Consider the following 24,345-nt stretch of genomic DNA (forward strand, 5'->3'; position numbering starts at 1 on the left):
ACTAAAAGGGTAACGAAGACACTAGCCACCGCTGCGCTACCCATATTGCTGTTAAAATTGCAAATGTAATTTTTTATTGTAAACGGAAAAGGAACCACTGAAAATAAAGACTGGAAATTGGTCACTGCAATAAACCTAAATCCTGTGGTGTATTGCAGTTAAAAAGCATTTCGGAATCAGGTAGTGACAAAACAAATACGTGATGCTGTTTCAGCCACCCTTGGAACGATCGCCCGCCTTCATTAATATATTCCATCAGACTTGGCAAACACCGATGGCGGTAAAAACCGCACAACGGTTCCCAACCTTTACTATGACATACCAATGCGGCGATCGCGTCCTCTTCAACATATTTAAGTTCAGCCGCCCACGCCTGTAAAACTTTAACCTCCAACTTAGGTAAATCGCAGGCGAGTAGCAACACCCACTCCGTTTGTACTTGCGCTAATCCTTGAGCAAAGCCAACAAGCGGTCCGTGGGGTAAAGATTCCCCTACAGTCACTTCCCGAATAAACTTGCTCTTAGGAGTGAGTAAGTGCTGATATCGTTCTTCCCAAGGGGTTACTACATAAACTGTATCAGCACAACTTTCTGCCATTTGACAAATTAATTGCAGGAGGGGTACACCTTGAATTGGGATCAAAGCTTTATCTTGTCCCATGCGGGAACTCATTCCCCCTGCTAACACAATTGCACTTAAGTCACTGCTCACTGCTCACTGCTCACTACTTACTGACCCTAGTTAAACTCTTTCGTAATTGCTGCAAAAACTTCTCTGCACTTTCTGGTGCTGGCAAACATTTCAATCCTTGGCAGACTAATCCAACGCTTCCTTCTGGTAGTTTTGATGTTGAGACAAATATTGCACTGGGTAAATATGTTGGCACAAGAGATTTAATTTGTTCTTCTGAGGTACGGATTAACGTACAATTGCGATACCAGTCTAGGGCAGCAAACAAGCTGGGACACGCTTGAGGAGCACGATTCATCACACCCCTAAAAGCGTTTAATCCTTGTTCGGCTAAGTCTAGATAATGAAGATCGTCGGTGAGTAGAGCAAGACGGACTAGGTTTGCGATCGCAACTCCATTAGCAGATGGTGTGGCATTATCGGCATAACTGCGTTCGCGCACTATCAAATCTTGGCTGGCGTCACTTGATGTATTGAAGTATCCACCAAGTTCCACGCTCCACAGATATTCGTGAAATTCTTCTTGTACGGTAATTGCTTTTGAGAGCCAATGGGAAGACGAGTTGGAATCGTTGTTTTCTATTTGCAAAGAGACTTGGTGTAAATCGAGCAGTGCTTTGATAAAAAAGGCGTAGTCCTCAGATTGCGCGAGAACTGTTGGCTGATTTTCATAATTAAGACGGTGAAAGCGCCCATCTACAAACTGATTGTTGCAGATAAAATTGGCTGCGTTTGCTGCAAGTTCCAAATATTCTTGTCTTTGAAATACCCCGTATGCCCTAGCTAAACCAGATATCATCAAACTATTCCATGCAACAATCATTTTTGTATCTGTCACTGCAGGAATGCGTCCCAACCAGTTATGAGTTTTTGCTTCTTGATTGTTGCGTGCGGGGGGAAATGTAGCAAATGTTGTCGTGGATGAACGTCGGGCTTCATCGGTCATGTCCGTTGCAAAACCATAACGTGCAACAAACAATTTTCCTAACGCTGTTTGCAAACTCTCACTCAGTTTGCCTTGATGACGTCTTTGTAAAACGTTCTTACCTTCAAAGTTACCGTTAGGAGTAACTGTAAACGTTTGTTGTAATTCTGCTAGTTCACCTGCACTTAGCAGTTGTTGCAATTCGCTGTAACTCCAAACGTAAAATGCTCCTTCCTCAGGTTCTGCATCTGTCCGATTGGTAAAGCTATCAGCATCTTGAGCAGCATAGAAGAATCCCAAGGGTGAAATCATCTCCCGCTTTAACCATCGAACAGTACCTGCGATCGCTGCTTCAAAAGCCGGTTCGTGTATTCCCGCACTCCACAAATTAGCCAGATACTCCACAATTTGACCGTTATCGTAAAGCATCTTTTCAAAATGCGGTACCGTCCATGTAGAATCCACTGTATAGCGATGAAAGCCCCCAGCTACATGGTCGTAAATTCCCCCTAGTGCTAGATCCAGACCCCTTTGAGTAGAAACTTGAATGCCATCGTAACGAGAATTTTCCCATTCAAATCGAGTTCCTCGCAGCGCCAATTCTGCATAAGGAATCATTGGGAAGCTATTGCCATATTGATTGGGTGTAATAATTCCAGTACAAGTCTCCCAGCCCTTATGCAATAATTCAATATCTTGAGTTTCTGTTACGCCTCCCGATTCCAGCACTGCAGAAGTTAGGAGTGACTCAAGAATGGTGGCTTTGCGATCGCGCAAATCTTCTTTTTCTGTATCGTAATAATGACGGATTGCTTGCAGAACTTGTAAAAAGCCGGGGCGACCGTAGCGTGGTTCTAACGGAAAGTAAGTCCCTGCATAGAAAGGTACCAGATCCTCTGGAGAGATAAACACGTTTAATGGCCAACCCCCCTGACCGCTCATCATTTGTAAAGCTTGCATATAGATGCTGTCAATATCGGGTCGTTCTTCCCTATCCACTTTAATGGGAAGAAAGTTGGCGTTCATATACTCAGCCACTGCTAGGTCGGAAAATGCTTCTCCTTCCATCACGGTACACCAATGGCAACTAGAGTAGCCAATGGAAAGGAATATTGGTTTGTTCTGCACTTTTGCAGTTGCTAGCGCCTCATCACACCAAGACCACCAATCAATGGGATTTTCGGCGTGTTTGCGGAGGTAGAGGCTTTTAGCTTGAGCAAGACGATTGGTCATTGTGAAGATGCATGAGAAAAACCCTTATTCGCATAGTGTAGCTTGTCATAAGTAGAGTCATGCATTCTTCTTATCTAACTCTGTCTGCAGAGTCAGTGTCTGCTCTACCTACCTTGGCATTATTATCGTGCAGAAGCAGGCAGTGCATTTGCAATGGGCACTGGAGCGACTGTTGAAGGTTGTTCTACCTTTGTCTCAATGATACTATTTGGGCTAAGACCTGCAATGAGGTGCAGTAAGAAGGTGATAACAGCGGCTTGCAAAAGTTTTTCGAGCATGGCGGGCTCCTCTGGCTTTGGGGGGATGGCGGTTCTTCTTTAGTTTGTTAACCAAATGCACCCTGTATTATGTATCTACTCGTAATGGTAATTCTATTCCGGAAAAGTCCCTGTAAAAATACTAACAAGCTTAATGATTAGTGACTGGTAGTTAGCGCTCAGGTGATAAGGTTCGGGTTTTAGGACAACCATCGGGCGTTGCAATCGATAGAATATACGTAAAATAAGTACAACCAGCTTTCATGATTCCAATTGTTATAGAACAATCAGGTCGTGGCGAACGCGCCTTTGATATCTACTCACGTCTGTTACGCGAGCGCATCATCTTTTTAGGACAGCAGATCGATGATACTGTGGCTAACTTGATTGTTGCCCAACTGCTGTTTTTAGACGCAGAGGACTCGGAGAAAGATATATATATGTACATCAACTCTCCTGGTGGTTCGGTAACGGCGGGAATGGGTATGTATGATACTATGAAGCACATCCGCCCAGATATCTGTACAATTTGTACCGGATTGGCGGCGAGTATGGGCGCTTTCCTCCTCAGTGCTGGTACAAAAGGTAAGCGGATGAGTTTACCTCATTCCCGAATTATGATTCACCAACCTTTGGGTGGTGCTCAAGGACAAGCAACTGATATTGAAATTCAAGCACGGGAAATCCTTTACCACAAGCGCAAGCTAAATGAATATTTAGCAGAGCATACGGGTCAACCATTAGAAAAGATTACTGAGGATACAGAAAGAGATTTCTTTATGTCACCTCATGAAGCTAAAGACTATGGTTTAATCGACCAAGTGATCGATCGCCACTCTGCTGGTAGTCGCCCAATAGCCGTCGTCAATCAGTAATCAGAAACGTCTTAGCTTTTGACCTCGCTCCAGTGGCTTTACTACAGAATACCTTGTAGCGATCTCTTTCCCAGGCTGAGCCTGGGAATGCCTTTCTAGAGGCTCCGCCTCCAATAATTTAATCTGAAGATGCAGGTAAAGACTTTAAATAATTCAGAAAATCCTGCAATTGTTCTTGTGTAAATAAATATAGAGAATACTTACCATAGATTTTCAGAAGATATTCTCGCTGCTTTTGTGTTGTCCAACCCAAACGTTGTATTTCCAAATCAACTTTGGCGACGAGCTCCACAATCTGGGCTTCCCCCCGGTGATCAGCAATAAGATTGTTACTCGAATGCGTAGGTTGAGATTCCAAGTAGCTGAGAAAATCAAGAAATTCTTCTTCAGTTAGTAAATGGCGCGATCGCTTGCCGTAAGTCCTGATAAGATAATCTCGCCCAAGTTCTTCTGTCCATTGGATGCGGTGCATTTCTACACTAGTTCTACCAACAAGGTCAATGGTATTGGTAGGTTGTTTAAAAGCATAGATATCTTCATCGTATCCTAATTTAAAGGATCTTTGAGAAGAAACATTTGGAGTAGGTTGGGTGTTCAAATACTCAAGAAATTCTAATAACTCTTTTTGAGTTAACAGATAACGCGATCTTTTCCCATAGGTTCGTATAAGATAATCTCGTTCGAGTTCTTCTGTCCGTTGCAACCGTAGTAATTCGCTAGCAATATTGGCAAATATTTCAGTTAAACCTAGAGATTCCATAGCAATATTATGGTTTTGTTGCTTCCGGGAGGCGAAGCCTCCCGAAAGTCATTCCCAAGCTCAGCCTGGGAACGAGAGGGGATGAAGTGAATCGGGGTTGGGGGTAAGGTCAAAATGACCCTCTCAAAACCCAGCTAACGGGTCTATGGGTGTAGGCTGTGACTCCAAGTATTTTAAGAAATCCTTTAATTCTTCTTGAGTCAGTAAGTGACGCGATCGCTTCCCGTAAGTTTTGACCAAATACTCGCGCCCTTGGTCTGTGTTCCAACCCAATCGCTGCATTTCACCACTAATTTTGGCAATATCATCCGAGTGATCCACTGGTTCTGCCTTTTTTTTGCGCTTGCTTGTTGTTGCTTGTGTCGTCATCTCCTCTTGCAAGTTGGAACTGCGTGAAGGAAATGGCGTTACATTGTTGGGAACGCCAGAAAAAGCGTTGTTCTCAGTGGTGCTAGGTGACAATATATCAAAATTGTCTAATGCAGCATCAAATTGTTCTTCTTGCTTGTTAATTGTGGCAAATTCACCGTGACTCTCTTGAGTTTTGGAAAATGGAATTTCCTGTTTATTAATAGTCGGAATAGCAGGAATGGTAGGAATAGCAGGAATAAATTCGCCAGACTCGGAAGTTTTGGTCTCAAAATGAGTTTCCGAGGCGTGAGTTGTAGCAAAGCGATCGCCAATATCTGGAGTTTCAGCCTTCATCTGAGTTTCCGAGGCGTGAGTTGTAGCAAAGCGATCGCCAATATCTGGAGTTTCAGCCTTCATCTGAGTTTTTGAGGCGTGAGTTTTGGCAAAGCGATCGCCAATATCTGGAGTTTTGGTCTCAAAATGAGTTTGTGAGTTTTCAGCCGCCGTCAAGCGATCGCTATAACTTTGTTGTTTTGTCTCCTTTGCGGCTACTGGTGCTGAAACAACTGAAGTTGAGGGAGTTGCAGGTGCTTCTGTTTGAGGATGAGAGTTCAGCACAACGGAAGAAGCTGGCTCATTCAATCCATTAGAAGTTACTGGGGATATATTGGGCGGAACCTGCTTGGTTGGTTCTGGGGAAATAACTGTTGCTCCTTGAGGGATGTCTGTTATTCCTAAAACCATCAGCGCTCGAGTTCTCGCTTTATCTTCTGCATCCTCTAAAATTTCTGCTGCTGCCATACCGGTGGCGCGAGTAGTGCCATCAATCTGTACGCTTGCGCGGACAATGTACTTGCCATTATAAATTTGCACTAATTCAGTAATGAGATTGCCTTGGGGGTACTTGCTCTGAAATTGAGCCAACATAATGCTCTCACCAAATCTTGCTCTGTTTAATAAAGGGGTTGGAAACAACTTATTGAACTCTCCCCCACCTAAATCTACTTAATTATAGATGGGTACTGCACTCAACATTTTTGTTCAAACCGATGTTCGCTAGTACAAATGCACCCAACCCGTATACATTATCATATGCTCTCAGGGCTCGATCGATTTTAAAACAGTATTAATACTTGAAAAAAAAGGCATGGATTCTGGGGCATTATTTAAAGCGATTCAATTCTCAAGCCCATTGCCGCCCGCTACCCGTTCAGGTTATTCGGCTAATTTTTTGGCTGCTGCTGGTTATTCTTAAATAATTTTACTGAGAATGCTACCATAATTACTGAATTGGTGTTCTAGTACTATTTTCTGCGAGCACACTCTATATCTACAATAATGTAGTAATGGTTCGTCCTCACAGCTCGTTAAGCTGCTGGCCTAATTGTTTCCGATCCTACATATGGGTCAATTAGATTTGTCGGCAGTTTCTCCTAGTTAAAAAACAGAGTCTAGTGGCGTAAAAGAACCTTCACTTAAGACAATCTAACACCTGCGGTTTCCCTAAACAGTGCTTTTGGGCAGCGTGGAGAGTTCTCCAAAGTGCGTCTTATATAAAAACCCGTTGCGTAATTACCGAGGGGGCAAAACACTAAACGGGCGTACTTTTGAAGATTGACTGGAGTTAAGGAACCTTTCTTACCACTAAACTCTGAAATGCTCCTGTGGTCCCCTTTATTATGGGCAATTCGTTTCCGGCTAGTGTCTGTAGTCGTGAGGGTACACAGCACGCGAACCAGATAAACAACAAATGACGTTTTGACCAAAGGTCGGTTCACTGCATGGAATTTTCAATCGCTACACTTCTCGCCAATTTTACTGATGATAAATTGGTCGCTCGTAAACTGTTAGAAAAGAAACTTGGTTGCGAAGATGAACCCAGTTTAGAAAGACTTCACATCGCCTTGGAAGTACTTGAAAGAATTGGGATTTTGGCCAAAGAACGAGGTAAGTACCGCCGTATCTCGGAAGAGGGGGTGATTGAAGCCAAACTTCGCTGTTCCAGCAAAGGTTTTTGTTTTGCGATTCAGGATGTAGAAGGCGCAGAAGACATCTACATTCGTGAAAGTCATCTGAGCAATGCTTGGAATGGCGATCGCGTTTTGGTCAAAGTTCTTAAAGAAGGTAGTCGGAGGCGATCGCCAGAAGGAGAAGTTAAGCTCATCCTAGAACGGTCAAATCACACTTTATTAGCACGGATCAAGCAGGTAGAAGGGGGCTACCGCGCCGTACCTTTAGACGATAGATTGCTTTTTGAACTGAAACTGCTCATCAATAACAATCAACTCGAACAAGCCATCGATCACCTGGCTCATGTAGAGGTTTTGCGTTATCCGTTAGCCCAATATCCACCTTTGGGTAGAGTCGTACAAATTTTGGGTAGCGATGCGGAAGCAGCAGCCGACATAGATTTAGTCACCTGCAAACACGATCTGGCTCGTAGTTTTCCAGACCCCATTCAGGAAGCAGCCTCAAAATTACCTAAAAAGCTGCTGAAAGCAGATTTAAAAAATCGTTTGGACTTGCGCCAAAAGTTTGCATTTAGCATAGTTCCCAATAATGGTGATTCCAAATTTGTAGAAAACGCCTTTTCTCTGGAAAAAAATAATGAGGGCAATTGGCGATTGGGCTTTCACATTGCCGATGCTACCCATTACATTCAACCAGAAGAAATTCTTGACCGGGAAGCACTCAAGCGCGGGCGTTCGGTGTATCTTGGTAATTTAGTACTGCCCATGTTCCCAGAAGTGGTCGGCGAACGGTGTTCTTTATTACCTGGAGTTGACCGATTAGCGCTTTCTTTTCTAATTACGATTGATGCACAATCGGGAGAAATAGAAGATTGGGAAATTCAGCCTACCGTTGTTAAAGTCGATACCTCACTGAGTGAATCCGAGGCAGAAACTATTCTCGCCAACAAATCCACGAAAACAAATAGCGGTACTGTCCAAATCGTTCAAGAACTGGAAACTGTACGGCAATTATTGAAAAAGGTACGCCTCAATCGCGGTTGTTTGCAATTGAATCTACCACCCAATCAAAACCCATACTGTGATGAAGGGACTTTGGGGTGTGCGGTCACCAACGATTTACCCGTGCGAGCTTTACTCACAGAGTATACATTACTGGTAAATCAATTGATCGCAACTCATTTGAACGCTCTTGGAGTTCCTGCTATTTGGCGAGTCCAAGGTGCGCCCGATCCCGAAGATGTTCAAGAGATGCTGAAATTGGCAATGAACTTGGGCGTTGAACTGTCCCTCGAACCGGAAGTAGAAATTCAACCTCTCGATTACCAACAGCTGACTAGGGTATTTGCAGAATCGTCATCCGAGCAAGTTTTAACTTACTTATTACAAGACACTCTCAAGCAAGCTACCTACAGTACAACCAAAGGTGCTCATTTTGGTTTGGCGTTACCAGAGTATACCCATTTCACTTCTCCCTTGCGGCGTTATCCAGATTTGGTAATGCAAAGGGTCTTTTACGCATTGATCGAACACGGGCGCGATCGCCGCAACACTCGCGTGAAAGATCGGGTCAACCTTCGCCACTCATCAAGTCACGGCGAAATTAACTGGAACGTTCTTCCACCAGAATTGCAAAGTGAATTGCAAAGTGAATTGATGAGAATTATTGTTCAGCTTAACGATCGCGAAAAAGAAGTTCAAGAAGCGGAAACCGATCTGGCTGGTTTGCAAAGAGCTTCGCTGATGAAACAACGCATTGGTGAAGTTTTCACTGGTGTCATCACCGGGGTTCAATCCTACGGGTTCTTTGTAGAAATCGAAGTTCCACCCACCGAGTCAGAAAGCGGAAATACGCGAGTTCCTTTACGGGTAGAAGGGCTGGTTCACGTAAGTTCTCTCAAAGACGATTGGTATGAATATCGCGCCAGACAACAAGCGCTGTTTGGTCGCAAGAATCGGGCTTCCTACAGATTGGGCGATCGCGTAGCCGTACAGGTCAAGAGTGTTGACTATTACCGCCAACAAATTGATTTAGTGACTGTCGGTAGCGATGGTGCAGTTATGGGTAAGGATATGAATGGCGAAGATCCCGGTATGTATATGCGCCACGACGATCTTGAACCCGATGACTTAGATCCCTATGCTGATGATGAATAGAAAGAATAGCTAATGGCTAATGGCTAATGGTACTACTAGCCATTAGCCATTAACAATTAGCAATTAGCAATTAGCAATTAGCCCTTTTTAAGCGTGTCAAACCCTACAAAACCTCTCATAATAGGCGTAACAGGAGCATCCGGTCTAATTTATACTGTTCGTGCTCTAAAATTTTTGCTCGAAGCTGACTTTGAAATTGAATTAGTGGCTTCCAAATCAACTTACATGGTTTGGCAATCCGAGCAAAATATTCGCATGCCAGTAGAAGCCCTTCAGCAAGAACAATTTTGGCGACAGCAAGCCCTTGTCGCACAATCCGGGAAATTGCACTGTCATCATTGGAGTGATGTCGGCGCTAACATTGCTAGTGGTTCGTTTCGCACTCAAGGAATGATCGTTATTCCCTGTAGCATGAGTACTGTAGCAAAGCTAGCGGCTGGTATGAGTTCAGATTTATTGGAACGTGCGGCGGATGTCCAACTTAAAGAAGGTCGGAAACTGGTTGTTGTTCCGCGTGAAACTCCTTTGAGTTTGATTCACCTACGTAACTTAACAGCTTTAGCAGAAGTTGGCGTCAGAATTGTTCCTGCTATTCCCGCTTGGTATCACAAGCCCCAAACTATCGAAGATTTAGTTGACTTTGTTGTCGCCCGTGCTTTGGATCAGCTAGATATTGACTGCATCCCAATTCAACGGTGGCAAGGTCATTAATTAAAGGATGAATGATGAATGATGAATGATGAAATTTTATCCTTCATACTTTATCCTTTATCCTTTATTCTTTATCCTTTCCTAATTACTATGGCACTTATTCGCTTAATTCTATTAGTAGCAGTACTTGGAGGAATTACGCTGCTACTCCTACAAAATTGGTCTCCCGTTCTACCGCTTGTGTTTTTAGGTGTGAGATCGCAACCATTACCACTGGCAATTTGGATTTTATTTAGCACATTTGCTGGTGGATTTACAACTATCTTATTGAATATTTTGTTTAACTTATCTGGTTCTGTTGGGGGACAGCGCCAAACTCCTTTGCGATCGTCTCCCGAACAACCACGTCGGAACAAAACTCGCGTTGAAGAACCAACATCTCGTCCGCCAAATCCTCCGTCTTCTGGGGAGCGAGAATCCCAAACCACTGACACTGTTGATGACTGGGAAACAGGTAGCGGACTTTATCAGGATTGGGAGTTTAACAAGTCTGATTCCCAAAAAACCCAAGTCAGAGATTCTAATACCTACGATCGCTCTTCAGCACCGCAAGACAACCCAAAAACCGATTCATCCTATTCCTATAGCTACCGCGAACCAAAAAATTCTGGTGTGGGAAAAACAGAATCCGTTTACGATGCGGACTACCGGGTTATCATCCCCCCCTATCAACCACCCAAGCCTGAACCTACAGAGGAGGATGAGTGGGGGTTTTTGGATGATGAATTTGAGGATGAGGATAAGTCTCCTCGGCGCTAACTTGTGACGAGTGCATGGTAACGTGCATCTCTACACAAGATTGCAACGTTCGCGGGATTCTTGCTTGACAACTCCCGTCATAGCAGCTTCTTGTAAAGTCATGAAAGCGTTAAAGTCCTCTAAATCGTACCGAGTTGTCAGCAGCTGTCGCAGTTGATTTTCTGCTTCAACGGTAAGATAACCGGTGGCTAAAGCCTTTTTTACAACATCTCTAATCCGAGTCATGGTTGAAACCTCTAAAGACCACACATAAAACACACTTATATATACGAGTTGATTTAGGTAGGATATGCAATGGCTTTGTGCTTCAACTCTTCTACGAGCAGAGTTTTTGTGGATTTCGTCAAATAATGAGTCATACTTTACACCTTGAAAAAAACACCTGACTTGTCTGTTCGAGCTTGCAGCAACGGCTTGCTGAGGCAAAAACACTGTGTTGGTAGAAACACGGTGCTGCACAAACACGTAATTTCCCCCTAACTTAGTGAGTTCCGTTACGCTTGCTGATGTTGACCGATAAAGTCAAGATAAAGTTTCACTCAATTTCTATAAACTTTCTGTTAAGCCTAAAGATACCTAAGGAATAATTACAAGTCACCTAACGAATGTTATTAATTTCGCTATAAATTTATCGTTTATTTAATTTGGCTTTATATAAAATTCAGTATGATATAAAAGTTTGGTATCTAAAATTACGCTAATGACCTTTCACAGTTCAAGTCAGATAGAAGAAGAATTTATAGAAGCTAAAAATGTTTGGGAACTCGAAAAGCTTTATGTAGATTTAGGTTTGGTGAAAGGAAAATCCCTAACACCCGTTGAAAAAAAATTCTTGAGAGGTTTACTTTGCGGTTTTAGTCCCGCAGAAATCGCCAATACCGTGTATCAAAGTCGTAGTAGCAGTACTGTTAGAGTGTATCTTTCCAATGGTTTGTATAAGTATATAGAGGAAATGCTGACCAACCAAGCAGGACACTTCATTAAAGTAAAAAATTGGAGCCGTGTCACTCAATTGCTAGAAAAAGCAGGTTATAAAAAAGCACGGGTTCCATCGAGTCCTATTGGTAGTCAACCAGAAATAAATACAAAACAAGAGATTGCTTCTATAGATATAAGGTCAGCACCCATAGAAGATTGGGGTGAAGCGCCTGATGTGAGTTTGTTCTATGGAAGGAGAACAGAAGTTTCTCAACTCGAGCAATGGATTGATGGAGAACGCTGTCGTTTAGTGATGATTTTGGGTATGTCTGGCGTTGGAAAAACAGCTTTTTCTGTCAAGCTAGCAGAACACTTGAAGGAGAAGTTTGAATATGTAATTTGGCGATCGCTACATCTCAATCCATCTCCTGACACTCTCCTCAATCAACTCCTACGAATTTTATCACCCGAGCGAGAAATCAAACCTACAGAAACCTTAGAAATACGTATTTCTCAATTGCTCGATTGTTTGCGTTCTTCTCGATGTCTCATTGTCTTAGATAATTTTGATTCTATTTTATACAGTCGATATATCAATATTAACGAGCCATCTCTTTCAAGAGCGATCGCTCCATTCAATAAAGACCATTCTTTAGACTATCTTCTACCTCATATTAGTTATTGTCAGGGATACGAGATTTATGGAGAAATTCTCAGAAGAGTAGGAGACTCCCAGCATCAAAGCTGTTTGGTTGTCACCAGTCGAGAAAAACCCCAAGAAATTTCAGTGCTTGAAGGAAAATTGTTACCTGTTCGTTGCTTCAAATTAACAGGCTTAAGTTATGGAGAGAGCAAGAATATACTCCAAGCTAAAGGTTTAATGACTTCCCAAGAGGAAGAATGCAAAACTTTAATCAATTTGTATGCAGGTAATCCCTTATTTATTAAATTAGTTGCAACAGCAATTGAAGAATTATTTGATGGTAGTATCAACAGTTTTTTAGAACAGGATACAGTCGTTTTTGGAGATATTCGCGCTATTTTAGATAGACAATTTAATCGTTTGTCTGACTTGGAAAAGTTGATTATGTATTGGTTGGCTTTAAGCCAAGACTTTGTGTCAGTTCGTAAGTTGCAGAGAGAGCTTGTTCCTCGCGTGTCTCAGAGATTAATTCTAGAAGCTATCGAGTTATTGCAGAAACGTTCTTTGATTGAAAAAAAAGCGGCGAGTTTTTCTCAAATTCCTGTCTTGATGGAATATATTGGCGAACGATTAATTGAGGAAAATTTACAAACCTTTGGGGAAACAGGAGATCTTCTGCTAATGAATTATACAATCTTGGAGAACCAAATAAAAAACTACATTCGAGAACTGCGTCTAAAATCTCAATCTTTAGAGTAAATTGGTTAATATAGCAATCCTATATCATTTGTAAAAAAAATGGATTGCTAATAGTTAATGGCTAATAGCTAATGGTCAAAAAGCAATTAGCTATTAGCAGTCTTCACTCTTATTCTTATATTTCATTTAAACTGCTATAGTTATTGGTTAGTGGTTGGCTTTCAAGAGCAACAACTAACGACTAACAACTCACAACTTCCATGACAAATAACTTATTAAAAGGAGTCAACCTATACCTGATTGGTATGATGGGGGCGGGGAAATCTACTGTAGGACAAGTACTGGCGCAACATTTGGGCTACGGATTTGTGGATATCGACACCGTCATTGAGACCGCAGGTGGTAAAACCATAACTCAGCTGTTTCAAGATGAAGGAGAATCCGGGTTTCGCCAATTGGAAACTGAGGTTTTGGCGCAAGTGTGTTCTTTCACTAAGCTTGCGATCGCAACAGGTGGAGGTATTGTCTTAAGACAGCAAAACTGGAGTTACCTTCACCATGGTTTAATTGTCTGGTTGGATGTACCTGTCGAAATTCTCTACGCCCGTTTGGCGGAGGATACGACTAGACCCCTTTTACAGAATAGCGATCTCCAAGGGAAACTGCGATCGCTCCTCGAACAAAGACAACATCTTTACTCACAAGCTGATTTGAGAATTACTGTCAGTGAAGGAGAAACACCAGAGCAAATTGCTATACGAGTCTTAAATGAGATTCCCAGTGTTTTAAAACCAACAGAAGGGTGAAGATATATAGCTGAATATTGATTAATATTAATTTTTGTATAGCTAGTATTTTCACGATGTAAATTTATATGTAACGTCAGTAACTGCCCGCGAAGTGTCTATGACAGTCAGCCAAACTGAGTATATTAAGCAAGATGCAGCCACCCGCGTACAAGTGCTAAGCGAAGCACTACCCTACATTCAACAATTTATCGGTCGCACCATTGTTGTTAAATATGGTGGTGCAGCTATGAAAGACAGCAATCTCAAAGATAAAGTGATTCGCGACATAGTCTTTTTATCTTGTGTGGGTTTGCGACCCATTTTGGTACATGGTGGAGGACCGGAGATCAACAGTTGGCTGGATAAACTGGGAATCGAGGCTCAATTTAAAAATGGTTTGCGAGTGACAGACGCTCCCACAATGGATGTTGTGGAGATGGTGTTAGTCGGTCGAGTTAATAAAGAAATTGTCGCTTTAATCAATCAAGCAGGTGGTTCAGCTGTGGGGTTGTGCGGCAAAGATGGTAATTTAATCAAAGCACGTCCTCAAGGTGATGAAGGCATTGGCTTTGTGGGAGAAGTGAACAATGTTAATATAAAAATCTTGGAAACACTCGTTAACAATGGCTATATCCCGGTAGTGTCTAGCGTTGCAGCAGACGAAACAGGACAGCCATATAACATTAACGCCGATACTGTAGCAGGAGAGATCGCAGCTGCATTGGGCGCAGAAAAGTTAATATTGCTAACTGATACGCGAGGGATTTTGAAAGATTACAAAGATCCTTCTACCCTGATTCCGAAAGTGGACATTCAAGAAGCTAGAGAACTCATCGCAATGGATGTAGTCAGTGGTGGAATGATCCCAAAAGTCAATTGCTGCGTCCGTTCTCTCGCACAAGGAGTGAAAGCAGCACATATAATTGATGGTCGCATTCCCCACTCATTACTCCTGGAAATTTTTACTGATGTTGGTATCGGTACTATGATCGTTGGTTCTCACCTTCAAATGAGCGGCTAATAGCTATTTATATCTATTAACCGCTTATTTGATGTTGAAACTGTATGGAGGATCGGTATTGCCTACCAATCATCTCACGTGGTTTGCAATGCCCACCTTACAGTCCTTAAGACTACCCAGTATCTTATACTAAATTTTATGAACAACAGCAAAACAATTGTTTTATTATCTAGCCGAGAACTAGAAAAAATGCGGAAGGCTGGGCGCTTAGCAGCCGAACTGTTGCGTCACCTCGAACCAATGGTTAAACCGGGGGTTAGCACTTTAGAGCTAAACGACGAAGCAGAACGTTGGACGCAAGCTCATGGAGCAAAAAGCGCCCCCCTGGGTTATAAAGGTTATCCCAAATCTATATGTACGAGTATTAATGAAGTGGTTTGTCATGGTATTCCCAGTGCCAAGCAAATTCTTCGCGATGGTGACATCATTAATATTGATGTGACGCTCATTGTCGATGGTTACCACGGAGATACATCTGAGACATTTTTGGTCGGTACACCTTCCCCCATGGCTAAAAAGTTAGTAGAGGTGACAAGAGAGTGCCGTCGCCGAGGTATAAAGGAAGTTAAACCGGGGGCGTACATCGGAGATATTGGGGCTGCTATTCAAGAGTATGCAGAATCACAGGGTTTTTCTGTGGTGCGAGACTTTGTAGGACACGGTATCAGTAACATTTTTCATACCGCACCGGAGATTCCTCATTACGGGACTCGTGGAAAAGGAAAACGTCTCAGACAGGGTATGGTTTTTACAATCGAACCCATGATTAACGAAGGAACTTGGGAAGTGGAAGTTTTAAGCGATGGTTGGACAGCACTGACACGCGATCGCAAACTTAGCGCTCAATGCGAGCATACTTTGGCTGTGACAGAAGACGGTGTTGAAATTCTCACTTTACCGGAAGGGGAAGTTTTTTCTTAATGGTTAGTTGTTAGTTGATAGTGGTTAGTTGTTAGTAGCTACTAACCACCAACCACCATCATCTCCCCAATTTATTTGGAATTCCTTCGCAACCACCGGGAATTGTGTTTCTTGTTTTTTCACCGCCCCAGGCGCAGCAATAGTATCGTGCAGATTCAGCCATCCTTTGAGCATCGGTGAAATCAGCATTTTCTACAACAGCACCAGTATATTCGCCAGTTTCATAATCGGGTGGTTCGGTACGGCTGCGCGGTGATGCTTTCTCTACAGAACCGTAGAACAAGCGAGTCCCGTTGAGGTCAGCACCAATCAGATTTGTTTCATATAAGATAGTGCGGGATAGGTTGGCTTTTACCAAATCGCAATTACTGAGGTCAGCACGCACAAAATTGACTTCAGATAAGTCAGTCCACCGCAAATCGGTCCCAGCAAGGTCTGCTCCTGCTAGCATGACGCCCAAATCAATAACGCGCACGCCCTCAAGTCGGTCTTCAGCATAACCACCAACGCCATTTAGAATCGGTCTACCCAATCGACGATCGCGTTTCAGAGGTGTCAACAGTCTAGACCGTGAGAGAAAGCGCAGGATTTTTGCTTTACCGCTTCCATCAACACTACTTAAAATAGCAGCAGTTCTACCTTCTGCGATCGCTCTTTCTTGTGGCCAATCTTCTAATAATCCTTCTTCATCCAATACTAAGTCAGAAATGCCTTGGAAATATGAGTCAATTGTCTGCTGTTGGGTAATGATATTTTGCTGAATGGTGAGAAAGTTTTGCTGAATCGTTAGGTCTTTAGAAATTACGTACTGTCGCCAAGCAACATATACCGCGATAATAGCGATGAGAATTTGTCCCAACGCACCAAACCACTCTGCGAGTGTCCCAGAAGCCTCCCAGTTAATTTTGCGTCCCCAATTGAGAAGTCGCTCCCCAAAACCGCTAAACTTGACTGTACCAATTATGGCTGCCATCACTCCCAAAAATGCAACAAATATGGCTCGCTCTTGTGCTGAAAACCACTGTTTGATCGCCATTTCTACTGCAGGTAACAGCACCGCTAGGGATAGAAGTAGAGCTATCAGGATTCCGCACGCACCAACAATTGAGTTGTTGATGGCAATTCCAATAATTACGATCGCGATCGCGACGAGTATAAGCAACAGGGCTCTGGGTTTTACTGCTACATGGCTCGGAGTGCGTCCGCTGACAGCGGAACGTAACTGTTGCAGCGTAGATATTCTTTGCGGGGATTGTTGGGATGAAATTGCGGCTAGAGCCTGCTGGGTAGCAAGTTCACTGGGGAACAAGGGATTTTCAGCTCTCCCATCATCAAAATCATCTGGCTGTAAGATGTCTTCTAAGTGGGAGTCTTGTGAGTGGGCTTTAGATGAGTTGGAGTTTGATTCAATCGACATGTTTATATTTTGGCACTAGCAAGTCCCGATGCAACAGTGGTTTCATCGTAATCGCGAGATCGCACCAGAAGCAACCTCCGCAATCGGGAATTAGTTCAGTTGGGTGGGCAATACCAACTATAAGACTCATGCAGTGGGTATTGCCCGTTACAACTAACATAATATTTGACAAATGCAATAGAATAGCTATAGAGTGATATGTGATACAGTCTGATTTAAATTCATTTTTCCAAAATTGTTTCCTGTAAAAGCTTTGTCAAGAAAGCTATTTCATATTTCCTGTAGAATATCGGTACAGCTTTATACTTTTTGATAAAACCATCTTGTTTAGGATCGTAGTTGTAAGTTATCTACTAACGCATGGTTCATAGGCGCTTGTTTCAAGCAACTGGCTTGTTCGCAATTTTATTGTTGTTTGGTTGTAATGATACAAAATCACCAGGAGTATATAGCAACCAAGCCGTAAAAGAAGTTAATGTTTCCCAACTGCTAACGGAAGTAAACCACAATCAACAGGCAGAAGATTATTTTCATCAAGGCAATAGTTGGTTTAACGCGCAACGCTACAAAGATGCGATCGCAGCTTACGACAAAGCGATATTGATTAAACCGGAAAGTGCTCAAGCTTGGAATAACAGAGGTAATGCCTTCAACTCTTTGCACCAGTATCGAGAAGCCATAGCATCTTACAACAAAGCAATTGCTATCCAACCTAACAAACATGAAGCATGGTTCAATAAAGGCAATGTCCTCAGTGCTTTGAAGCGATATAAAGAAGCCATAGCATCCTACGATAAAGCAATTGCCATCAAACCAGACAAACATGAAGCATGGATCAACAAAGGCATAGCTCTAACAAAACTGCAACGCTACAAAGAAGCCATAGCATCCTACGATCGAGCGATTGCAATTCAGCCAAACCAGCACGAAGCTTACTATAACAAAGCTTGTGCTTACGCTTTGCAAAGTAATGCTAAACTAGCTTTGGAAAACTTGCAAAAAGCTGTCAATCTTTATCCTGGGAAGTATAAAAAATTAGCAAAAACTGACCCGGATTTTAACAAGATTCGCAGCGATAAGCAGTACCAAGCATTTATCCAGTAGAGATTGGTGAGTGCATAAAAGCTGGCATTGTAGGAATAACTTTGTGTATGAAAATTTGGCAAGCTGATTTCTACCGATGTCCCCAGCCAGATGCATCCGGACAAGTTTTATGGTATGTGCTGATTTGCGATTTGCATCGCGACTTTGAATATGAAGCCACTTGTCCGCAAGCACAAGCAAACTCGAGTTGGGTTGCTTCTCAACTTCAGCAAGCAGCCGGAGAAAAACTGCCAAACGTCATTCAAGTTTTTCGCCCCCAATCTCTCAGCATACTCGAACAAGCGGGAAAGAGTTTGGGGATTACAGTAGAAGCAACTCGCCACACTCTTGCATTAAAACAGTGGTTGCAACAAAAGCAGTATCCTGTAGTTTTGGACAAACCACCTCCCGCACCATTACCAGAAAATTTATGGGGAGAACAATGGCGTTTTGCATCACTCGTTGCAGGTGAAATCGTAGATGCATTTAGCGATCGTCCCATCCCCGTTTTAGAAATGCCAGAGCATTTACAACCCCTCAATTTAGGTTTGGCATCAACAGTACCCATTCCTGGCGTGGTTATCTATGGTGGACGACAATCCATGCGTTTAGCACGGTGGTTGCAACAAGCCAATCCCATAAGCTTGAATTACATTGCTGGTACACCTGATGGATTGGTGTTAGAAGCTGGTTTAGTCGATCGGTGGGTTGTTGCTACATTTGAAGATAAAGAAGTTACAAACGCAGCTAGAGTTTTTACGCAACGGAAGCAACAAAGTCGAGGACTGCATTTTTTAGTTGTGCAACCTGATGATTCTGGTGTGACTTACACGGGTTTTTGGTTGTTGCGGGAAGAATAGCGATCGGCGATCGGTAGGTAGGCTAGGAACTAGCCTACTTCTATATATAATTTTTTGGCAGTTCGGGGAGCATCCCAATTTGGCACATTGCCCTCAGAATAGAATTCTGGTGCTATACAAACAAAGCCTGCCTCCGCAGGCTATGCACTAGTCCGCGTAGGCGGTGAGTCCAGTGCTGCAGGCGGGTTTCCCGCCGTAGGCAACTGGCGAACCCGGAGGGACTTCGTTTGTGTAGCCGTGATTTCCAATCACTTGATATTTTTTCCAAATTGGGATGCTCCCGCAGTTTGGGAGTACTTAAGAAATTAAGGGAGGAGTTTCTGTAAATAGAGGTGAAGATCGCGATAGACTGATAAAAACTTTTAACCCAAACGCAGGTCCCCGGAAACATTCACAAAGTAAAATTTCTTACCAAATTAAGGAGATGAGTTGATTGCAAATTCGCGAAGATGATTTGACAGGTAAAAAGATTGTTGAGTTTCTCCAAGAACATCTCGAAAATATGTATGAGATTACGCCACCTGAAAGCGTTCATGCTCTTGATTTAGAGGCATTGAGATCTCCAGATATTACTTTCTGGTCGGCTTGGGAAGGATCGGAATTACTCGGATGTGGGGCGCTCAAAGAACTAGACTCAACAAGCGGTGAAGTCAAATCCATGCGTACTACCAAAGCTTACCGCAATCAAGGTGTCGCCTCAAAGATTCTCGAACACATCATTCAAGAAGCCAAACAGCGTGCTTACGATTGCCTGTATTTGGAAACAGGGTCTTCGCCTGAGTTTGCTCCCGCAAGAGCTTTGTACATAAAATACGGGTTTGAGTATCGAGGTCCTTTCGTTGGATATACTGACGATCCAAATAGCGTGTTTATGACAAAAAAGCTTTAGAATTTTTTGCTGTTTGCTAATGTAGGCTCCCGTTATTTTAGGTCAACGTTTTAAAGCTTATGACGGAAAGTTATGAGGAAAAACGAGCATTGCTTGCTAAAGTAGCTCTTCAGGAGGGACAACTCAAATTACGAGGAGATGAAAACAAAGCAGGGTTAGAGATTGAAAAATATCTTAATGTCTTCCGAAATGCCTTTAACAGGATTGATAGCACAACAAAATACTCTGATAAAACTATTGGATTTGATTGGTGCTGTGCTTTTGTTTACTATTGCTGTCTTCAAGCAGGATTTTCATTTCCTGTAAAACCGATCGCATCCCACCGTTCAACGTTAGGAATTGTGAGAGTTTGGTATGATTGGGCAAGCTTACCCGAGAATCAGTTCTATTATTCAGCTAACACTGCTGGTTTTAAAGCACTACCAGGTGACATTGTTTTGTTTAATTGCTTGCTTGAGAACGTAGAGCTAGACCATATAGGTATTGTGGTAGACGTTAAATCACAAGGGGTGGTTTCAGCCGAAGGCAATGTCATGAACCAATCGGGAATTTTCTACCGACATGGGGGCAAAAACATTCAGGGTTACATTCGCTTGAGCAAGTTCTAACAAATACATTGCAACGGCGACAGCCAGCTTTTTATCCACAATTTTATGTAGAATGGTGAGCGTTGTCTGAGAATTATATTCATTGGCAATGGAGATTGTAGACAAGCAACAGCAAAGGAGAAAAGTTTGACTTCAGTCAATGATAGTTTTACGTGTACGATTTGGAGAATTACTTTCAAAGTCAATAGCAGATCTAAATAAAAATTATGATTTTAAATTTTTGAAACAGCTTTTGGCACAAGCAGTTATTGACAATACCTTCGATGAGTTTCAGGAATTTTATAAAGGAAAACTCGTAAGTACGTTAATATCTAGATTGCATTAAAAAGTGGATACATAAATACTTGTATTTTGGATGTGAGGAGTAAAGTTTGTGACTAGACCGCCGAGCCTTGGTGTCAGTATTTTCTTATATATTACTGGTATTTTATTAGTAATTTTAGCTATCATTCTTCTCCTACAAGCTTTTGGAGTTGTCAAGAACATTCCCAAAGAAGCAATTTGGGGTTTAGTGCTGCTGTCGATAGGTTCGGGAATTTTAACCGCGATTCGCCGACGTTAACTTTTAACCGAGCATCGTTTGGATTGAGTAGCCTTCGTAGGAGCTACTATTTATTAATGTAACCATTAACTGGTCACTGGTCACCGATCGCTTGTCACTGTTATCCCATGTCAACAACTGACTTTCTCAGTCACCTCAATCCCAGTCAACGCCGCGCTGTTGAACATTTTTGCGGTCCCTTACTAGTTGTTGCTGGTGCGGGTTCTGGCAAAACACGAGCGCTGACTTATCGCATTGCAAACCTCATTTCCCATCACCGTGTCGATCCGGAGAATATCTTGTCGGTTACCTTCACGAACAAAGCCGCACGAGAGATGAAAGAACGGATTAAGAAGCTGTTCGCCGAACAGCTGGCTATGACGGAACACGGCGAACGGTTTGACTTGCTACCAGAATACGAACAAACAAAACTCGAGTCAAAAGTTTGGAAAAAAACCGTTAAACACTTATGGTGCGGTACCTTCCACAGTTTATGTTCGCGGATTCTTCGCTTTGATATTGCAAAATATGAAGATGAAAAAGGACGGCGGTGGACGCAGAATTTTTCTATCTTTGACGAGTCTGATGTTCAAAGTCTTATCAAAGACATTGTGACTAAACAACTGAACCTAGATGATAAGAAATTTGAACCTCGTTCTGTCCGCTATGCTATCAGTAATGCTAAAAATCAGGGTCTATCACCTCAAGAATTTGAAAGAGAACAACCTAATTACCGGGGACGGGTGATTGCAGAGGTTTATACTTCTTATCAAAATCGACTTGCAGAAAATAACGCCCTTGATTTTGATGACCTCATCTTAGTCCCTGTAAAATTGTTTGAGCAGAACGAGCAAGTTTTGGGTTATTGGCACAACAAATTTCGCCATATTTTGGTAGATGAGTATCAAGATACTAACCGGACTCAGTACAATTTAATTCGCTTATTAGCAACCAACGGGGAACCGAAAAAGAGTGAATGGGACTGGACAAACCGTTCCGTGTTTGTAGTCGGTGATGCGGATCAGTCCATTTATTCCTTTAGGATGGCTGACTTTACCATTTTGTTGGAATTTCAGCAAGATTTTGGCGATGGCTTACCAGATGAAGACACCAGGACAATGGTTAAGCTAGAAGAAAACTATCGCTCTTGTGAAAATATCTTACAAGCAGCAAACCACCTGATTGAGAACAATACCCAAAGAATTGATAAAGTCCTCAGACCTACACGTGGTGCGGGAGAAGAAATTTATTGTCACAAAGCGGATGATGAACTTGTAGAAGCTCACTTTGTCATCAATCAAATTCAGACTTTGGAACATCAACACCCGGAGTTGAACTGGGGTAGTTTTGCTGTTCTTTACCGAACCAACGCTCAATCACGCCCGTTTGAAGAGTTACTGGTTCGGAATAATATTCCTTACACTGTGGTGGGAGGAATTAAGTTTTACGATCGCAAAGAAATTAAGGATGTCTTGGCTTACTTGCGAGCGATCGCAAACCCGGCGGATACTGTGAGTTTATTACGAGTTATCAACACTCCCCGACGCGGTATTGGAAAAGCTACGGTAGATTCACTCATCAAAGCATCTCAGGAATTAGGCACAACCTTGTGGGAAATACTGAGCGATGAGACATCAGTCAATACATTAGCCGGACGTTCTGCCAAAGCCGTCAATGGCTTTGCGGATTTGATTCGTCAATGGCAAGAACAATTAGATAAAGTTCCTGTTTCAGAAGTTGTACGAGGAGTACTTGACAGTTCGGGTTACATCCAAGATTTGATGTCGCAAGGGACAGATGAAGCAGAAGATAGGGTGCAAAACGTCCAAGAATTGTTCAATGCTGTACTGCAATTTCAAGAAGAAAACGATGATGTAACGCTGCAATCGTTCCTTTCAAGTACGGCTTTGAGTTCCGATTTAGATAATTTAAAAGAAGGAGAAACGGCAGTTTCTTTGCTGACTTTACACGCTTCTAAAGGTCTGGAATTCCCCGTGGTGTTTTTGGTGGGTTTGGAACAAGGGTTATTTCCCAATTACCGTTCCATGAACGATCCCGCAGCATTAGAAGAAGAACGCCGTCTGTGTTATGTCGGAATTACTCGCGCTAAAGAACGGTTGTATTTAACCCATGCGAGAGAACGCCGTCTGTATGGATCTAGGGAACCTGCTCTGCGATCGCAATTTTTAGATGAATTGCCAGAAGAACTTATGGCGTCTCAACGCAAAAGTCAAATGGCTTATATTCAACGTGCAAGTGCTAACCTACAGCAGAGTGCAGCCCGTGGGAAAAAAGGCGTGACAGAAAATTGGCAGGTGGGCGATCGAGTTTTTCACAAAACCTTTGGTATTGGAGAAATTACTCACATCTTTGGCTCTAACAGTAAGGTTTCATTAGCCATTAAATTTGCTAACTTGGGTCAAAAAATTATCGATCCTAAAGTAGCTCAGTTACAAAGGGCTGATTGATGGGGATTTGGCGCGGATTAATGAGCTGATTGCAAAAGTTCAAAAAATGAATTACCTACCGCAGATGAACGCAGATGCACGTTGAGCGTTGATTTTCTATGGGTGTTAAAGTCAAATATCTTATGTGGCGGTTGTAACTATGACCCAAGCTCAAGCAGAAACCGAAGTAAAGTTATATACCTTTGATGAATTTATCGAATGGTATCCAGAAAAGTCAGAATTCCGGTACGAATTGCACGATGGAGTCATTGTGGAGATGCCAAAACCTAAAGGGAAGCATTCAAATTTGACGGGTTCTCTGGCTGAAAGATTACTTATAGCTATTAGAGAGATGGGGAAAGGGGATATTTGGACAATACCCAGAGAATCGATTGTAAAACCGTACCGAGAGAAGTCTGGGTACGAACCGGACATCATTGTTTTAAATAAAGAAACTATCGCTACTGAGACACGCTGGGAAAGTGAATCAATTATCCAAAATGCAACTTCGGTCAACTTAATAGTAGAAGTTGTTAGTACCAATTGGCAGGACGACTATTACGATAAACTCCGTGATTATGAAGGCATGGGTATTCCTGAATACTGGATTGTAGATTATGCTGCTTTGGGAGGGCGTAATTTTATTGGTTATCCCAAACAACCTACTATTTTTGTACACGAGCTGGTTGATGGGGAATATATAAAAACAACGTTTAGAGGGAATGATGCGATCGTCTCTCCTACCTTCCCACTATTTAATCTCACCGCACAACAGATTTTTAATTTGGCTAATTAAAGCGTGTTTATAAATGAAGTAGGAT

The 24,345-nt window shown here is 42.5% G+C and carries 22 protein-coding genes and 1 pseudogene; 15 read left to right on the forward strand and 8 right to left on the reverse strand.

What is annotated here, in order from left to right; all coding sequences use genetic code 11:
- Positions 1-121 precede the first annotated feature (121 nt).
- The 3 genes from AB0756_RS16955 to AB0756_RS16965 form a co-directional block, all read right to left on the reverse strand.
- A complete protein-coding gene (locus tag AB0756_RS16955; protein ID WP_038075066.1) occupies positions 122-712 on the reverse strand; it encodes a molybdenum cofactor guanylyltransferase in 591 nt (196 codons plus the stop codon).
- A 13-nt stretch (positions 713-725) separates the two neighbouring features.
- The gene (locus tag AB0756_RS16960) at positions 726-2,849 is read right to left on the reverse strand and encodes a thioredoxin domain-containing protein (protein ID WP_038075064.1); all 2,124 of its coding nucleotides are present in this window, start codon (positions 2,847-2,849) and stop codon (positions 726-728) included.
- Positions 2,850-2,971: 122 nt separating this feature from the next.
- Complete coding sequence (locus tag AB0756_RS16965) at positions 2,972-3,127, reverse strand: hypothetical protein (protein ID WP_167844713.1); 156 nt, start codon at positions 3,125-3,127, stop codon at positions 2,972-2,974.
- 242 nt (positions 3,128-3,369) lie between these two features.
- Between AB0756_RS16965 and clpP the strand changes: the two genes are divergently transcribed.
- On the forward strand, positions 3,370-3,981 hold the full coding sequence (clpP, locus tag AB0756_RS16970; protein ID WP_038075061.1) for an ATP-dependent Clp endopeptidase proteolytic subunit ClpP: 612 nt from the start codon (positions 3,370-3,372) through the stop codon (positions 3,979-3,981).
- A gap of 118 nt (positions 3,982-4,099) precedes the next feature.
- Here the strand turns inward: clpP and AB0756_RS16975 are convergent, their stop codons facing one another.
- The 3 genes and pseudogenes from AB0756_RS16975 to AB0756_RS16985 all read right to left on the reverse strand — a co-directional run.
- Positions 4,100-4,741, reverse strand: coding sequence for a hypothetical protein (locus AB0756_RS16975; RefSeq protein WP_038075059.1), 642 nt, complete (start codon positions 4,739-4,741; stop codon positions 4,100-4,102).
- 123 nt (positions 4,742-4,864) lie between these two features.
- A complete protein-coding gene (locus AB0756_RS16980; protein ID WP_408019936.1) occupies positions 4,865-5,836 on the reverse strand; it encodes a hypothetical protein in 972 nt (323 codons plus the stop codon).
- Positions 5,809-6,019 (reverse strand): annotated as a pseudogene (locus AB0756_RS16985) (hypothetical protein); the annotation flags it as partial. The gene AB0756_RS16980 and the pseudogene AB0756_RS16985, both read right to left, overlap by 28 nt.
- A gap of 854 nt (positions 6,020-6,873) precedes the next feature.
- Between AB0756_RS16985 and AB0756_RS16990 the strand changes: the two are divergent.
- The 3 genes from AB0756_RS16990 to AB0756_RS17000 all read left to right on the forward strand — a co-directional run bounded on the left by AB0756_RS16990 (position 6,874) and on the right by AB0756_RS17000 (position 10,689).
- On the forward strand, positions 6,874-9,219 hold the full coding sequence (locus AB0756_RS16990; protein WP_038075055.1) for a ribonuclease R family protein: 2,346 nt from the start codon (positions 6,874-6,876) through the stop codon (positions 9,217-9,219).
- Between the two features lie 93 nt (positions 9,220-9,312).
- Positions 9,313-9,930, forward strand: a complete 618-nt coding sequence (locus tag AB0756_RS16995; RefSeq protein ID WP_038075052.1) for a flavin prenyltransferase UbiX — start codon at positions 9,313-9,315, stop codon at positions 9,928-9,930.
- A gap of 90 nt (positions 9,931-10,020) precedes the next feature.
- On the forward strand, positions 10,021-10,689 hold the full coding sequence (locus tag AB0756_RS17000) for a hypothetical protein (RefSeq protein ID WP_038075119.1): 669 nt from the start codon (positions 10,021-10,023) through the stop codon (positions 10,687-10,689).
- A gap of 30 nt (positions 10,690-10,719) precedes the next feature.
- Here AB0756_RS17000 and AB0756_RS17005 read toward each other — a convergent pair whose 3' ends face one another.
- Positions 10,720-10,914: a hypothetical protein gene (locus AB0756_RS17005; protein WP_038075116.1), complete on the reverse strand. Its 195-nt coding sequence runs from the start codon at positions 10,912-10,914 to the stop codon at positions 10,720-10,722.
- A gap of 475 nt (positions 10,915-11,389) precedes the next feature.
- Here AB0756_RS17005 and AB0756_RS17010 point away from each other — a divergent pair, with 475 nt between their 5' ends.
- The 4 genes from AB0756_RS17010 (at position 11,390) to map (ending at position 15,679) form a co-directional block, all read left to right on the forward strand.
- Complete coding sequence (locus AB0756_RS17010; protein WP_038075050.1) at positions 11,390-13,009, forward strand: NB-ARC domain-containing protein; 1,620 nt, start codon at positions 11,390-11,392, stop codon at positions 13,007-13,009.
- A 200-nt stretch (positions 13,010-13,209) separates the two neighbouring features.
- Positions 13,210-13,755 carry a shikimate kinase gene (locus tag AB0756_RS17015; protein WP_038075047.1) on the forward strand — a complete coding sequence of 182 codons (546 nt, stop codon included), beginning with the start codon at positions 13,210-13,212 and terminating at the stop codon, positions 13,753-13,755.
- Positions 13,756-13,855: 100 nt separating this feature from the next.
- Positions 13,856-14,758 carry an acetylglutamate kinase gene (gene argB, locus AB0756_RS17020; RefSeq protein WP_038075045.1) on the forward strand — a complete coding sequence of 301 codons (903 nt, stop codon included), beginning with the start codon at positions 13,856-13,858 and terminating at the stop codon, positions 14,756-14,758.
- Between the two features lie 138 nt (positions 14,759-14,896).
- Positions 14,897-15,679, forward strand: a complete 783-nt coding sequence (gene map, locus AB0756_RS17025) for a type I methionyl aminopeptidase (RefSeq protein ID WP_038075042.1) — start codon at positions 14,897-14,899, stop codon at positions 15,677-15,679.
- Between the two features lie 58 nt (positions 15,680-15,737).
- Here map and AB0756_RS17030 read toward each other — a convergent pair whose 3' ends face one another.
- A complete protein-coding gene (locus AB0756_RS17030) occupies positions 15,738-17,096 on the reverse strand; it encodes a pentapeptide repeat-containing protein (RefSeq protein WP_038075040.1) in 1,359 nt (452 codons plus the stop codon).
- A gap of 360 nt (positions 17,097-17,456) precedes the next feature.
- Here AB0756_RS17030 and AB0756_RS17035 point away from each other — a divergent pair, with 360 nt between their 5' ends.
- From AB0756_RS17035 to AB0756_RS17065, 7 genes are all read left to right on the forward strand, one after another.
- Entirely contained in the window at positions 17,457-18,200 is a 744-nt protein-coding gene (locus AB0756_RS17035) for a tetratricopeptide repeat protein (RefSeq protein WP_050045965.1), read from the forward strand.
- 47 nt (positions 18,201-18,247) lie between these two features.
- Positions 18,248-19,039: a Tab2/Atab2 family RNA-binding protein gene (locus AB0756_RS17040; RefSeq protein WP_038081454.1), complete on the forward strand. Its 792-nt coding sequence runs from the start codon at positions 18,248-18,250 to the stop codon at positions 19,037-19,039.
- A gap of 433 nt (positions 19,040-19,472) precedes the next feature.
- Positions 19,473-19,928, forward strand: a complete 456-nt coding sequence (locus AB0756_RS17045; protein WP_038081456.1) for a GNAT family N-acetyltransferase — start codon at positions 19,473-19,475, stop codon at positions 19,926-19,928.
- A 59-nt stretch (positions 19,929-19,987) separates the two neighbouring features.
- On the forward strand, positions 19,988-20,536 hold the full coding sequence (locus AB0756_RS17050) for a CHAP domain-containing protein (protein WP_050045964.1): 549 nt from the start codon (positions 19,988-19,990) through the stop codon (positions 20,534-20,536).
- Positions 20,537-20,909: 373 nt separating this feature from the next.
- Positions 20,910-21,098 (forward strand): hypothetical protein, encoded by a 189-nt coding sequence (locus AB0756_RS17055; RefSeq protein ID WP_050045963.1) that lies wholly within the window; start codon positions 20,910-20,912, stop codon positions 21,096-21,098.
- A gap of 107 nt (positions 21,099-21,205) precedes the next feature.
- Entirely contained in the window at positions 21,206-23,545 is a 2,340-nt protein-coding gene (pcrA, locus tag AB0756_RS17060; RefSeq protein ID WP_038081459.1) for a DNA helicase PcrA, read from the forward strand.
- A gap of 139 nt (positions 23,546-23,684) precedes the next feature.
- Positions 23,685-24,320: a Uma2 family endonuclease gene (locus AB0756_RS17065; RefSeq protein WP_038081461.1), complete on the forward strand. Its 636-nt coding sequence runs from the start codon at positions 23,685-23,687 to the stop codon at positions 24,318-24,320.
- The last annotated feature ends 25 nt before the right edge of the window (positions 24,321-24,345 follow it).

The sequence above is a fragment of the Tolypothrix campylonemoides VB511288_2 genome (assembly GCF_045999855.1).
In the GTDB taxonomy this organism is placed as follows: domain Bacteria; phylum Cyanobacteriota; class Cyanobacteriia; order Cyanobacteriales; family Nostocaceae; genus Scytonema; species Scytonema bouteillei_A.

Excerpts from the sequence above, each read along its gene's own strand:
- AB0756_RS16960 (WP_038075064.1), bottom strand. The coding sequence starts at position 2,849 with ATGACCAATCGTCTTGCTCAAGCTAAAAGCCTCTACCTCCGCAAACAC.
- AB0756_RS16965 (WP_167844713.1), bottom strand. The coding sequence starts at position 3,127 with ATGCTCGAAAAACTTTTGCAAGCCGCTGTTATCACCTTCTTACTGCAC.
- clpP (WP_038075061.1), top strand. The coding sequence starts at position 3,370 with ATGATTCCAATTGTTATAGAACAATCAGGTCGTGGCGAACGCGCCTTT.
- AB0756_RS16975 (WP_038075059.1), bottom strand. The coding sequence starts at position 4,741 with ATGGAATCTCTAGGTTTAACTGAAATATTTGCCAATATTGCTAGCGAA.
- AB0756_RS16980 (WP_408019936.1), bottom strand. The coding sequence starts at position 5,836 with ATGGTTTTAGGAATAACAGACATCCCTCAAGGAGCAACAGTTATTTCC.
- AB0756_RS16990 (WP_038075055.1), top strand. The coding sequence starts at position 6,874 with ATGGAATTTTCAATCGCTACACTTCTCGCCAATTTTACTGATGATAAA.
- AB0756_RS17000 (WP_038075119.1), top strand. The coding sequence starts at position 10,021 with ATGGCACTTATTCGCTTAATTCTATTAGTAGCAGTACTTGGAGGAATT.
- AB0756_RS17005 (WP_038075116.1), bottom strand. The coding sequence starts at position 10,914 with ATGACTCGGATTAGAGATGTTGTAAAAAAGGCTTTAGCCACCGGTTAT.
- AB0756_RS17010 (WP_038075050.1), top strand. The coding sequence starts at position 11,390 with ATGACCTTTCACAGTTCAAGTCAGATAGAAGAAGAATTTATAGAAGCT.
- AB0756_RS17015 (WP_038075047.1), top strand. The coding sequence starts at position 13,210 with ATGACAAATAACTTATTAAAAGGAGTCAACCTATACCTGATTGGTATG.
- argB (WP_038075045.1), top strand. The coding sequence starts at position 13,856 with ATGACAGTCAGCCAAACTGAGTATATTAAGCAAGATGCAGCCACCCGC.
- map (WP_038075042.1), top strand. The coding sequence starts at position 14,897 with ATGAACAACAGCAAAACAATTGTTTTATTATCTAGCCGAGAACTAGAA.
- AB0756_RS17030 (WP_038075040.1), bottom strand. The coding sequence starts at position 17,096 with ATGTCGATTGAATCAAACTCCAACTCATCTAAAGCCCACTCACAAGAC.
- AB0756_RS17035 (WP_050045965.1), top strand. The coding sequence starts at position 17,457 with ATGGTTCATAGGCGCTTGTTTCAAGCAACTGGCTTGTTCGCAATTTTA.
- AB0756_RS17040 (WP_038081454.1), top strand. The coding sequence starts at position 18,248 with ATGAAAATTTGGCAAGCTGATTTCTACCGATGTCCCCAGCCAGATGCA.
- AB0756_RS17050 (WP_050045964.1), top strand. The coding sequence starts at position 19,988 with ATGACGGAAAGTTATGAGGAAAAACGAGCATTGCTTGCTAAAGTAGCT.
- pcrA (WP_038081459.1), top strand. The coding sequence starts at position 21,206 with ATGTCAACAACTGACTTTCTCAGTCACCTCAATCCCAGTCAACGCCGC.
- AB0756_RS17065 (WP_038081461.1), top strand. The coding sequence starts at position 23,685 with ATGACCCAAGCTCAAGCAGAAACCGAAGTAAAGTTATATACCTTTGAT.